This window comes from Ruegeria sp. ANG-S4 (genome assembly GCF_000814005.1).
Lineage (GTDB): Bacteria > Pseudomonadota > Alphaproteobacteria > Rhodobacterales > Rhodobacteraceae > Ruegeria.
Genome location: NZ_JWLK01000001.1, coordinates 64671 through 76456 on the forward strand (window position 1 = coordinate 64671; position 11786 = coordinate 76456).

Sequence of the window (11786 nt, forward strand, 5' to 3'; positions counted from 1 at the left end):
AATCGCGTATATACACGCCTGTTTTGATTGACTCTTCCTTCGTCTCTTGCCTCAATTGGTTTATGGCATTTATTCGGTTCCAGACTGGATCTCGGTCTCCCTTCGTCGAAGGGCCGGGCCAGCGGCAACCGCAGAAAATGCCGATACCCCCCACCCGATAAAAACAAGTTCGTTGCGTTACGTTACGTCAGAATGGGTGTGAATTGCGAAGGAGATCACATGCGTTACCAAATTAGCGGAAAACAGATCGACATCGGTGCGGCCCTGCAAACTCATGTGCAGACCGAACTGGGCGAGGTTGTGGGCAAATATGCCCAGCGACCAACCGACGCCAACGTCGTCTTTTCCCGTTCAGCGCATGAATATGTATGCGAAACGACAGTACATTTATCCACCGGCCTGACGGCGCAGGCCAAGGCCCATGCAACCGAGATTTACGCAGCGTTCGAGGCGTGCTGCGACAAGATGGAGACCCAGCTTCGCCGCTATAAACGTCGCCTCAAGGACCATCACAAGGATCGGTCTGAACCGGTTGAACTCTTTGGCGCGTCCTCCTATATCCTCGCTTCTGACGAATCGGAGACGGCCGCGGAGCCAGAATCGCTGCAGCCCATGATTGTGGCTGAGATGGAAACCAAGATCCCATCGCTGAGTGTAGGTGAGGCCGTAATGCAGATGGAACTCGCCGGTGCACCGGTGCTGGTGTTCCGCAATGAGAACAAGGACGGGTTGAACGTCGTGTATCGCCGGGATGACGGCAACATCGGCTGGATCGATCCGTAACAGGCAAGGATAGTGAGGTGCCCCCTGCTCGCACAGGGGGTCGCCATGGAGCATGATCATGGAGCTTTCGAGCATTCTGAAGCCCGAAGCAGTACGCGTGTTGTCGTCTGCTTCCAGTAAGAAGCGACTGTTTCAGGAAATCGGCGACGTTGCCGCCGGCACGCTTGGGCTGGACGCGCAGGCAATTGTCGAGAATTTGCTGGAACGTGAGAGTCTGGGACCGACAGGTGTTGGCCATGGGGTCGCTTTGCCTCATGCCCGTCTGACCGAAATCGAGGCGGTCGCTGGTGTTTTTGTTTTGCTGGAAAAGCCGATCGATTTTGGCTCGGTCGATCGTCAGCCCGTCGATTTGGCCTTTTCGTTGTTCGCGCCGGAAGAAGCGGGCGTTGAGCATCTGAAGGCGCTTGCCCTGGTATCACGAACGCTGCGAGAGCCGACGGTCTGTGCCAAACTTCGGGCCAATCCCGATCCGGTCAAACTATACGCCATCCTGACCGAAGCGCAGTCGATGCAGGCCGCCTAAGGCAAAAGCGTGCGCCCAAAGCTCGGGCGGTGCTTGAGCAACGCAAGTGTGGAAGCGCTGGCCTCGCCGAAATTTTGACTGCGAAGCAGACGAAGAATCCGCTGACTGGCCTTGGGGCGACTGAGCGTCGGCGCCATGTGTTTCGCGTTGTTTTGCGGCAAAGTTGTATTAATCGTTGTGCGTTTGACGGTCCGGTGCCTTTCAAATCCAGCGTCGATGTGCGTCGCATCCGATCTTGTGGTATGAGTTCGATTGATTATCGAATGAATTCATGAGGATTGTTGTGGCCGAACGCCGAGTAGATCTGCGCTATTTCGCCATTGCCTTCGTTCCAATTACTATTTTCAGCCTGAATGCGGTCATTACCGGTCACTTGATTGCAGCGGATTTGAACGTGCCGGTCGACATTCTGCAGACGGATCGCCCCTGGCTGGAGGCCGTTGGGCGATATCGGTTCCTCGCTGCGACGTGGTTTTTCGTAGCGCTGGCGGTGTTACCGGTCGCCTTGCTTGCACGCAACCTTTCGCGCCCGATGGCCCGCGAAACGCGGATGGTGTCAATCGCCACGGTGATCGTGATCTCGCTGCTGGCGCTCACGCCCGTGCTGCAACAAAACGCGGATCCCGAAGCAACCCGTATCTACCACCGGCTTGGCGCTGATGTGTTTGAGGCTGCCCTGTCCATGGGCACGCTACCGGGATGCGCCGGGCCGGAACGTATTTGGTTGATGGGCGCATGTGGAGATGTGCCTGTTGTAACCCTGTTCCACCGCACTTTGGACATCGTGACCGTCGTCGCCGGGCTTGCTGTGGGTGCTTTGATTGTCGGAATGATCTTGTGTCTCGAGGCGCGGGACAGCGAAGATGTCGAGGACGTGGCCGCCCAGCTGGCCAGGAACTTCCAGCAGATGCGGCAGCAGCTTTATCTGTCCAGCCTGATACTCACCTTTGGGATGTTCTTCGCCACCAGTTGGATGCACTGGCCGTTGCCTTTGATCACGGAAACGGAAAAACCGGCTTACAGCGCTCTTGTGCTGGCCTCGGCGTTATTCACTGGCACCTATTTCAGCTTGCTGCTGCTTAGTTTTTACCTGCCCGTCGCCCTGATCCTGGATGGTCGGGTCAAACAACTTGCGGATGCTGCCGCCCGAGCCCCGCAATCCGGCGAAGCGCTGGACATCAACGATTGGAAAACGTCACATGGGCTGAAAGAGGGGGCCAGCGATTACATCCGCGCGGGATTTGCACTGACCGCGCCGATCCTGGCGGCGTTCACGGGCGGTATATCACCGATCGCGTTCTAACCGCCGCTTCCCATTTCCAGGGTCCACCAGATTTTCCCGCCACCTTCCTGATGCCAGGCGAAACCCATTTGCGTGGCTTTGGGGTCCATGATGACCGCCCGCGGACCGGGCTCTTGCATCCACGCGGCGAGAGTTTCCGTCTCCGTCTCGTACGTCTCGGAAATCGCTTCGCCCAGGAATGTGCCAAAGTACCCCGCCCGTGATGCGCGGTCGATCGGTGAAGAGCCGTCCGAGCCGAAGTGCCACGGGCGATTCTGGCGCGCCATGTCCTTTGAGTGCGTCGCGGCTGCGGCGTTCAGGCTCGAGTTCAGTTGAACGGGTTGCAGCCCTTGTGCCTGTCGCAGCGCGTTTACCGAATCCAGCATGCGGAACTGCAGCTTTTCCGGGTTCCCCCGAATCTTGTAGACCGTCGGTAAGGGCCTGCCGTCCGCACCGATGGCAGTCGTGCCCGAATCGGTACAGGCCGCCAATGCGACCAAACAAATCACAAGAAAGGAAAGAATACGCGTCATGATGGGCCCGGTTTTTGTGTCGAACACGGAAATAGCCTGCCTGAAGCCTTGGGGCAAATGCACAATGCCATTGGCCTGCATGATTCTGCCGGTTTGATTTGCGACTGAAGCATTCTGGCCATAGAATGCGTCAGATTTTCTGCATTCCTGTACAGAAGGGCCGCCATCATGGTCAAAAAGAACATTTCAAAAACCTCGCGCCGCGCCTTCATCGCCGGTGCCGCTGCCGGCATCGCGTCGCCTGCGATTGCGCAGTATATTCCCGGCGATCCTTTGCGTCCGGCGCCCGAGCCGGAACCGTCCGTCCGTCGAAACGTATCGGGTTTCCGGGCGTTGGACTGGCAACCCTATTTTTCCAACACCAATAACGGCGCGATTCTGGTCGACACGGTCTCACGCGCCTTGCACTACTGGTCGGATGATCAGACCGTCTACAAACTATACCCTTCCTCCGTACCGCTGACCGAGGAATTGACCCGGCGCGGGCGTACCAGCGTAATCCGGAAAGTCGAAGGCCCCAGCTGGTCACCCACACCTTCGATGAAAAAGCGCAACCCGGAATGGCCGGATTATATCCCGCCGGGTCCCGATAACCCGTTGGGAACGCACGCTTTGTACCTGAGCTGGAAATATTACCGCATTCACGGTACACACGACACGCGTAAAATCGGACGACGCTCGTCGAATGGTTGTATCGGCCTGTTCAACGAGGACATCGCCGAGCTGTTTGGAATGGCGAAGGTTGGCACGCAAGTGTTGCTAATTTGACGACATTTTGGCGCACGAACCCGCTTGTCTGGTAAGTTGCAATTGCAATCCATCTGCATTGCTGATTAGAAAAAACCACGAGGTAAGTCTTGGATGCGCGGTCCAGATCAATGGATTCGCGCAAATTCTGGAGGTTAATTATGAAGAAACTCGTTCTCGCTGCTGCACTGACCGCTGCTGCTTCGACCGCATATGCCGGTAACCTGGAAGAGCCGGTTGTTGAAGCACCTGTAGTTGTCGAAGAAACCCAGGGTTCGTCGCAGGGCATCATCCTGCCTCTGATCCTGCTGGTTGTTGTTGCCGCAGCGGTTGCAGCAAGCTAAGTCGACGAGACTCATCAATCTAAAAGGCGGTGGAGTATTCCACCGCCTTTTTTCGTTGTCAGATCATCAGTGTCAGACCATCAGTCCAGCCAACCGCGCAGATTGTCCTGGATCACCTTGCTCAGGGCCCTAATGTGCGTGTCATCGTCGTTGAGGCAGGGAATGTAGGTGAATTGTTCGCCACCGGCCTCTTCAAAGCTTTCCTTGATCTCTTCGTTAATCTCTTCCAGCGTTTCGATGCAGTCGGCGGAAAAGGCGGGCGCAATTACGGCGATTTTCTTTTTGCCCTGCCGTGCCAGATCTGCAACGTGATCAACTGTGTAGGGTTTCAACCACTCTTCGGGACCAAAGCGGGACTGGAACGTTGAAATCAACTGGTCGTCCGACCAACCCAGGCGCTCTTTCAGCAGTCTTGAGGTTTTGACGCACTGACAGTGATAGGGATCGCCTTGCTGTAGGTAGCGTTCGGGCATGCCGTGGTACGAGCACACCAGAATGTCCGGCTTGGTTTCCATTGCCGCATAGGCGTTTTCCACGGATACAGCCAACGCATCTATGTAGGCGGGTTCGTCGTAGTAGGATGGGACCGTGCGGCTGGCCGGTTGCCAGGTTTCTTCCATCAATGCGCGAAAGAACTGGTCGTTTGCCGTCGCGGTCGTTGCTCCGGCGTAGTGCGGGTAAAGCGGGAAAAACAGAATACGATCGCATCCTTCGGACACCATCTGCCGCATCTTGGACTTGGTCGACGGGTTTCCGTAGCGCATGCAGAAGTCGACCATCACCTGATCGCCATATCTATCCTGCATGGCTTGCTTAATTTTGGCGGTCTGGTCCTTTGTGATCGTCATAAGCGGGCTTTCGCCCTTATCGTGGTTCCAGATCGATTTATATGCTTCACCGGAGCTGAAAGGGCGCTTGGACAGAATGATACCTTGCAAGATCGGCTGCCATTTCCATGCAGGGTAATCAATGACCCGGCGGTCCGACAGGAACTCGTTCAGGTACCGCCTCATCGGCCAATACGTGTAGTCGTCCGGCGTGCCCAGATTGGCCAGCAGAACGCCAACACGGCCCATTTTGACCTTCGGGTGATCCGCGGGTGCATGCGCGGGGCGAGTGGCATCAAACATCTGAGGCTTCCTGATTTGGTGTTCCGGCCTGAGATAAAGGGAAAAACCCGGTCGTCAATCAGGCAGTTTGCGTTCTTCTGTCCTTAGTGCCTCGGCCAAACGTGTTTTGGCTGATCCGGGGCGCAGGGGTTTGGGCTGGCTGTCATCCGGCGACCACGCCGTCAGGCAGATCAATTCAAAGGTGGCCTTCAAACGACCCGACGGACTAGAGAAATGCTTTGCATAGAGCTTTTGGGCGGCATCAAACACTGCACGGCGCGTCGGATTCTTCAGCCGCTCCGTAAGGGCATTGGTTTCGCCCATCGCCCGCAAATCCTGCATCAGGTGATAGATGTCCCGGTATTCCGCCTGCAACGGCAAACTGTCTGCCACAGGCAGTGTCAACCCGGCCCTTTGAAGAAGACTGCCCAAATCGCGCAGTTCCGGCATCGGAATCACACGGGGGCTGAGGCCCTGAGTCACAGCAATTTCCGACTGTCCCAATGCGGCACGCAATTCTGTCAGGGTCTCTCCGCCCAGGCAAATGGCCAGCAACAGCCCGTCGGGCCGCAAGGCTCGGCGGCACTGAATCAACTGTCCGACCGGGTCATTGGCCCAGTGAAGCGCCATCGCGTGAATTACCAGATCATGCGCCTCGGGCGCCAGCGCCAGAACCTCATCATCGGCCACAATTTTCGCATTTGGCAGGCGATTGGCCCACACGGATGCAAACGGGGTAACGATCGCCGGGTCTGTAAAGGTTCTATTAACCATCGAGAGGCGATCCTGAACCTCGTCCACGGAGGCGTGGTGCAGGAACAAAGCGTCATCTCGCGCGCGGGCGCGGTGCAGGGCAAGAGCCCGCCGGTCGAACAATGAGGGTGTGTTGGACTCTGGCAGTTTCATAAAGCGCAGGTATCGCATCCGGCGGAGGATTCAAACCGTTGTCGAGTTGGTTTACCCGCCACGCTGCATGGGATGCGGCGTCCTTACCGAAGCGGATTTCGGTCTTTGTGGTGCGTGTTGGCGTGATACGCCGTTTATCGGCGGTGCAGTCTGTGAAAGCTGCGGTGTCCCTGTGCCGGGGGCAACAGACGGGTTTCGCATCGAGTGCGACGATTGCCTGACGTCACCGCGCCCTTGGAGCGATGGGCGCGCTGCGCTGATGTACCAGGGCAAGGCTCGATCATTGGTCTTGGCGCTAAAACACGGCGACCGCCCCGAACTGGCACGTCCTGCCGCGGGTTGGATGGCCCGGGCGGGACGTGACCTGGTAAAGTCGAACATGCTGATCGCGCCGGTTCCGCTGCATTGGACGCGTCTGATCAAACGGCGATACAACCAGTCAGCCCTTTTGGCACAGCATCTGGGCCGCGAGGTTGGCCTTGAATGTTGCCCGGATCTGCTGATCCGAAACCGACGCACGCCGGTTCTGGACGGGAAAACAGCCCGGGAACGGGACGAGACGCTGATGGGTGCTATCGATGTCCACCCCCGGCGATCTGAACGTCTGCGCGGGCGCGACGTGTTGTTGATCGACGATGTAATGACGTCAGGGGCGACCCTATCGGCCTGTGCCCGCGCTTGCCTTGCATCAGGGGCAAATCATATTTTCGTGTTGGTACTGGCGCGCGTTGCCAAGGATGCCTAATTCGCCCAAGATTGCGCGAAACCCGAAGGAACGGAATATGAAACCGGTTGAAATCTATACCTCGCCCTTGTGCGGCTACTGCCACGCAGCCAAGCGCCTGCTGAAACAGAAAGGCGTCGAATTTCAAGAGGTCGATGTGCTGATGCATCCCAAACGCAAGCCCGAGATGATCAAGCGAGCCGGCGGAAAGCGCACCGTTCCGCAGATTTTCATTGGCACACAGCATGTGGGCGGATGCGACGACCTTTATGAACTGGATCGTCAGGGCAAGCTGGATCAACTGCTGGCGGCTTGATGAAGACCGCGCTTCTACAAATCACATCTTCGGATGATCCGGTCAGCAACCTCGAAATGCTGCGATCCATGATGATTGATGCCGCCGGTCAGGGGGCTAAGTTCATCCTGACGCCGGAAGTCTCGAACTGTGTCTCGACCAGTAACACGCGGCAGCGCGAGGTTTTGCAGCATGAAGAAGATGACCAGACCCTGACCGGCCTGCAAGAGCAGGCCGCTGCATTGGGTGTCTGGTTGCTGATCGGGTCGCTGGCGATCAGGACCCACGACTCGGACGGGAGATTTGCCAATCGGTCGTTCATGATTGACCCACAAGGTCAGATCGTGGCGCGATATGACAAGATCCACATGTTTGACGTGCAGGTCACCGAGACTGAGACGTTCCACGAATCAAAAAACTACCGTCCCGGAACGAAGGCAGTCATCGCAGAAACCGATTTCGGAAAAGTCGGTCTGACAATCTGCTATGACATCCGCTTTCCGCATCTTTATGCCACGCTGGCGCAGGCCGGCGCGCGCATTCTGACGGTGCCCGCCGCGTTTTCCCCGGTCACCGGGGCGGCGCACTGGGAATCGTTGCTGCGCGCCCGCGCCATTGAAACCGGTTGTTGGGTGCTGGCCCCGGCGCAAACGGGCGAGCATCCGAAAACGCGCGGAAAAACCCGTTACACCCATGGCCACAGCATGGTCGTGGCCCCATGGGGAGAGGTGCTGATCGACGCAGGGACCGATCCGGGCATTCACATTTTCGATTTGGATGATAGTTCTGTGACAGAGGCACGCCGCCGCGTGCCCTCTTTGTCTCACGTGCGGCCCTTCGACGGGCCCTGATCCAGAACCGGACCATGACTGACGAACATAATGCCCTGGCGGTCACGCTGTTCAGCGAGATTTTGACTGCAGATCAATTGTTGCGCAATCGGCTGAGCCGGGTGCTGCCCAAGGGCATGGAAATCTCGCATTTCTCGGTTCTGAATCATCTGGTCTTTGTCGGGGATGAGCGCAGCCCGGCCCAGTTGGCCAATACGTTTCACGTCACCCGTGGCGCGATGACGAACACGCTCGCCAAGCTGGAATGGGCCGGCTATATCCACATCCGCCCCGACTGGGACGACGCCCGCCGCAAGATGGTCGCGATCAGCCCCGCAGGCCGCCGCGCGCGGGATCAGGCGATTTCTTCGATTGCGCCCCTGATCAATCGGGTCGTAGGGGAATTGGGGTTGGAGCGTGTCCGCAGCACCCTGCCCGTGCTGCGGGATTTGCGGTTGCAGTTGGAGGGTGAGTGAGTCAACCACAACTGTTCCAAAATTTCAAAGTTCTTAAAACCAAACGGATGCACGACAGGTCAATCCTCCCTAGATTGCAGTAGGATGCGATTGACAAATGCGCAGTTGTTAGTCTCGGACTTTACCATGCAGTTCAGCTTGGCCGCTTCCGAGCCTGAGATTTCTTCGCTGTCACGCAAAACGGCGAATTCACTCTCTGCGGAGCCGTCCTGAAGGACGCGAACATGAAATACCCAACGTGTGTTTTCGGCGTCGTATTCCTGCATTTCATAGCTAGCGTTGCCACAAATCCGTATGAGAGATGCATCCTTGCAATTGCCTTCCACACATAATGAAATTTTGCGCTGAGCATTCGCAAAGGTCGGATTACCCAAGTCAATGCATGCTGCATTTGCTGGTAGCGAAAACGCAAACATCGACATTGATATAGCAATTCATGTGCGTTTCAATGCGGGCGATAGCAATGTGCTTACTCGTGCTTACACCAATAGGAGCTTATGCCTGAGGTTGGTTACGGTAAACACCGATTCTACCCCGGCTTCACACTCGCCGTCACGTAATTCACGCTCAGATCCCGGTCCGAGATCGACCAGCTCCACAGGATCGGGTTAAAGACAAAGCCCTTGCGGTCCACCGGCTCGAGCCCAGCCTGCCGCAACAGGTCGAACAACTCATCCGGGGTGATGAACTTGTTCCACTCATGTGTGCCGCGGGGTAGCCAGCGCATCACAACCTCGGCCCCGAAAATGGCCATGGCGTAGGATTTCGGGTTGCGGTTGATGGTCGAACAAACCTGCAACCCGCCGGGTTTCAACAACTGCTGTGTTGCGGTCAGATAGCCAAGCGGGTCCGCCACGTGTTCAACGACTTCCATGTTCAGAACCACGTCGAACTGTTCACCGGCGGCGGCCATATCCTCGGCAGTGGTGTGGCGATAGTCGATCTCAAGCCCGGATTGCTCGGCATGAATACGTGCGACCGGCAGGTTACGCTCTGCCGCGTCCGCGCCGACCACTTCGGCGCCAAGGCGGGCCATGGGCTCGCTCAGCAATCCACCACCGCAGCCAATATCCAGCAGGCGCAGGCCTGCGAAGGGTTTGGGTGACGCGAGGTTGCGATCGAATTCGCCCGCAATCTGCTGTGTGATATAGTCCAGACGACACGGATTCAGCATGTGCAGGGGTTTGAATTTTCCATGGGGATCCCACCATTCCGCAGCCATCGCCTCGAATTTTGCGATCTCGGACGGGTCGACCGTGTTCGGATGCGCTTGCATTCCTGTCTCCGTGTGCTCTTTTACGCTTAAGGACTATATAGGGCCATAATGGACAAGTACCCGGACCAAAAGCGCGCAGTTCAATATCTGTACCCGCCGATCGACCCGTTTGATCAGCGCATGGTCGATGTGGGCGATGGGCATCGCATCTATGTTGAACAATCGGGCAATCCCAATGGTATCCCGGTTGTCGTGCTGCACGGTGGCCCCGGTGGTGGATGCAGCCCCGCGATGCGGCGGTATTTCGACCCGAATTCCTATCGGGTGATTCTGTTTGATCAGCGCGGATGTGGACGCTCGCGACCTATTGCTTCGGTTCAGGACAACACCACGTGGCATTTGGTGAAGGATATCGAGCGTCTGCGCGTGCTGTTCGACATTGATGACTGGATCGCGTTTGGCGGCAGCTGGGGTGCGACACTGGCGCTTGCCTATGCGCAAACCCATCCGGATCGCGTCAATCGGTTGGTTCTGCGCGGCGTATTCCTGATGACGCAGGCCGAGCTTGATTGGTTCTATGGCGGCGGTGCCGGGAAATTCTGGCCCGAGCAATGGGCCAAATTCACCTCTCTGCTGTCCGAGGCTGAACAAAAAGACGCGATCAAAGCCTATAACAAACGTCTGTTTTCCGGGGATCGCGCGACGGAAATTCTGTACGCCCGCGCGTGGTCACATTGGGAAAACGCGCTGGCCTCGATCCACACCAACGGATCGGTTGGTGAAAGCCCGGGGGAATACGCGCGCACCTTTGCACGGCTCGAGAACCACTATTTCATCAATGGTGGGTTCATGGAATTTGACGGCCAGATCCTTGCCAATATGGACCGGATCAAGCACATCCCCGGCCATATCGTGCAGGGCCGGTATGATATGATCTGCCCGCCCCAGGCCGCCTGGAACCTGTCCGAGCGCTGGCCCAATGCAGAGCTTCGGATGGTGCGCAACGCCGGTCATGCCTTGTCAGAACCCGGCATCAGCGCCGAGCTTGTCCGGATCATGGACCGCGTGGCAGAGGGGGTGACATGACCCGGATCGACCGTCGTGCATTATTCGCATCAGGTGCAGCCGCTGCGTTGTTGGCGGCCACAGGTGCGTCTTTGGCCAGCACGCCCAAAAAGGGCGGAACACTGCGGTTGGCCGTACCGCGCGACGACAGCCTCGAACGCGTGGCCCGCGGCGCAGTGTTCGACACGCTGACCGAGATTGCGCCGGACGGAACGCTGCGCGCAGAGCTGGCGACGGGATGGCAGACGGACGCCGATGCCCGCATCTGGACGTTTGATCTGCGAGAAGATGCGGTGTTCCACGATGGCGATCCGTTGCGGGCGGAGGATGTGCTTGCCTCGCTGGGCGACGTTGCCCGGGCCGAGGCCATGTCTGGAAACAAGGTGCGGCTGGAGCTATCGGAGGCAAACCCTGGCCTGCCGTTCCTTTTGGCAGACAGCAGGTTTGTCATCACGCGCAACGGGCAGGCTGTGACGCCCTTGAACGCCGCAAACGGCACCGGGTGTTATCGGGTGGAGCGGGCGGACGATGATCGTCATTTTCTGGGCCGCCGGGTGGCCGGGCATTACAAGGATGATGTGGCGGGCTGGGCCGACGCCATCGAGATCATCGTTGTGCCGGACGCAAATGTGCGCGCCGAAGCGTTGCGCGATGGTTATGTCGACGTCGCGGTCTTGCCGGAACGCGATCTGCTGAAGGACCAGCGCGGCTTGCGGTTCCACCCCGACCAGACAGATATGGCGCTGGCTGTGGCTGGGCATGTCGGCCTCCCCCGAACGATCGGGCAGGGCGGTGCTTTGGATGATGGCCGCATCGCTGAACGGTGGTGGTTGGCGTAATTCCGACTTCCTGCGCACCGGGGGGTTGCAGACTCGGTCATCCCTGCGTATATGCAGTTTCAACAGCGGCGTGTCGGGCTAAGGTCCGGGGCTCCACCGGAAAATTCGACGGGC

General features: G+C 57.8%; 16 protein-coding genes. 11 read left to right on the forward strand and 5 right to left on the reverse strand.

All coding sequences use genetic code 11. The annotated features are described in order from the left end of the window. The first annotated feature begins 219 nt into the window (after positions 1 to 219). From hpf to RA28_RS00360, 3 genes are all read left to right on the forward strand, one after another. Positions 220 to 783: a ribosome hibernation-promoting factor, HPF/YfiA family gene (gene hpf / locus RA28_RS00350; protein ID WP_039525387.1), complete on the forward strand. Its 564-nt coding sequence runs from the start codon at positions 220 to 222 to the stop codon at positions 781 to 783. A gap of 58 nt (positions 784 to 841) precedes the next feature. Next, a complete protein-coding gene (locus tag RA28_RS00355; protein ID WP_039525389.1) occupies positions 842 to 1306 on the forward strand; it encodes a PTS sugar transporter subunit IIA in 465 nt (154 codons plus the stop codon). Positions 1307 to 1577: 271 nt separating this feature from the next. Further along, a complete protein-coding gene (locus tag RA28_RS00360) occupies positions 1578 to 2609 on the forward strand; it encodes a hypothetical protein (RefSeq protein WP_039522444.1) in 1032 nt (343 codons plus the stop codon). Here RA28_RS00360 and RA28_RS00365 read toward each other — a convergent pair. Further along, positions 2606 to 3121, reverse strand: coding sequence for a CAP domain-containing protein (locus tag RA28_RS00365; RefSeq protein ID WP_039525392.1), 516 nt, complete (start codon positions 3119 to 3121; stop codon positions 2606 to 2608). The genes RA28_RS00360 and RA28_RS00365 overlap by 4 nt on opposite strands. Before the next feature lie 168 nt (positions 3122 to 3289). On the opposite strand from RA28_RS00365, the gene RA28_RS00370 reads away from it, so the two are divergent. Further along, entirely contained in the window at positions 3290 to 3889 is a 600-nt protein-coding gene (locus RA28_RS00370; RefSeq protein WP_039522447.1) for a L,D-transpeptidase, read from the forward strand. A gap of 140 nt (positions 3890 to 4029) precedes the next feature. After that, the gene (locus RA28_RS00375; RefSeq protein ID WP_010442520.1) at positions 4030 to 4212 is read left to right on the forward strand and encodes a hypothetical protein; all 183 of its coding nucleotides are present in this window, start codon (positions 4030 to 4032) and stop codon (positions 4210 to 4212) included. Between the two features lie 80 nt (positions 4213 to 4292). Here RA28_RS00375 and hemH read toward each other — a convergent pair whose 3' ends face one another. Next, positions 4293 to 5342, reverse strand: a complete 1050-nt coding sequence (gene hemH, locus RA28_RS00380) for a ferrochelatase (protein WP_039522452.1) — start codon at positions 5340 to 5342, stop codon at positions 4293 to 4295. A gap of 54 nt (positions 5343 to 5396) precedes the next feature. Further along, entirely contained in the window at positions 5397 to 6227 is an 831-nt protein-coding gene (locus tag RA28_RS00385) for a methyltransferase domain-containing protein (RefSeq protein WP_039522455.1), read from the reverse strand. On the opposite strand from RA28_RS00385, the gene RA28_RS00390 reads away from it, so the two are divergent. Genes RA28_RS00390 through RA28_RS00405 form a run of 4 tightly spaced genes read left to right on the forward strand, consistent with a single transcriptional unit; the run spans position 6208 to position 8552 of the window. Next, complete coding sequence (locus RA28_RS00390; RefSeq protein ID WP_275041360.1) at positions 6208 to 6972, forward strand: ComF family protein; 765 nt, start codon at positions 6208 to 6210, stop codon at positions 6970 to 6972. The two genes, RA28_RS00385 and RA28_RS00390, sit on opposite strands and share 20 nt — an antisense overlap. 37 nt (positions 6973 to 7009) lie before the next feature. After that, positions 7010 to 7267, forward strand: coding sequence for a glutaredoxin 3 (gene grxC / locus RA28_RS00395; protein ID WP_039525397.1), 258 nt, complete (start codon positions 7010 to 7012; stop codon positions 7265 to 7267). After that, positions 7267 to 8097, forward strand: a complete 831-nt coding sequence (locus tag RA28_RS00400) for a carbon-nitrogen hydrolase family protein (protein ID WP_039522459.1) — start codon at positions 7267 to 7269, stop codon at positions 8095 to 8097. Before grxC ends, RA28_RS00400 begins: the two co-directional genes overlap by 1 nt. A gap of 14 nt (positions 8098 to 8111) precedes the next feature. Continuing rightward, entirely contained in the window at positions 8112 to 8552 is a 441-nt protein-coding gene (locus tag RA28_RS00405; protein WP_037313149.1) for a MarR family winged helix-turn-helix transcriptional regulator, read from the forward strand. A 59-nt stretch (positions 8553 to 8611) separates the two neighbouring features. Here the strand turns inward: RA28_RS00405 and RA28_RS00410 are convergent, their stop codons facing one another. After that, positions 8612 to 8974 carry a hypothetical protein gene (locus tag RA28_RS00410; RefSeq protein ID WP_039522473.1) on the reverse strand — a complete coding sequence of 121 codons (363 nt, stop codon included), beginning with the start codon at positions 8972 to 8974 and terminating at the stop codon, positions 8612 to 8614. A 107-nt stretch (positions 8975 to 9081) separates the two neighbouring features. After that, on the reverse strand, positions 9082 to 9828 hold the full coding sequence (gene ubiG, locus RA28_RS00415) for a bifunctional 2-polyprenyl-6-hydroxyphenol methylase/3-demethylubiquinol 3-O-methyltransferase UbiG (protein WP_039522476.1): 747 nt from the start codon (positions 9826 to 9828) through the stop codon (positions 9082 to 9084). A gap of 48 nt (positions 9829 to 9876) precedes the next feature. Between ubiG and pip the strand changes: the two genes are divergently transcribed. After that, the gene (gene pip, locus RA28_RS00420; protein WP_039522477.1) at positions 9877 to 10854 is read left to right on the forward strand and encodes a prolyl aminopeptidase; all 978 of its coding nucleotides are present in this window, start codon (positions 9877 to 9879) and stop codon (positions 10852 to 10854) included. Continuing rightward, positions 10851 to 11672 (forward strand): ABC transporter substrate-binding protein, encoded by an 822-nt coding sequence (locus RA28_RS00425; RefSeq protein ID WP_039522480.1) that lies wholly within the window; start codon positions 10851 to 10853, stop codon positions 11670 to 11672. The genes pip and RA28_RS00425 overlap by 4 nt, the downstream gene beginning before the upstream one ends. Positions 11673 to 11786 lie beyond the last annotated feature (114 nt).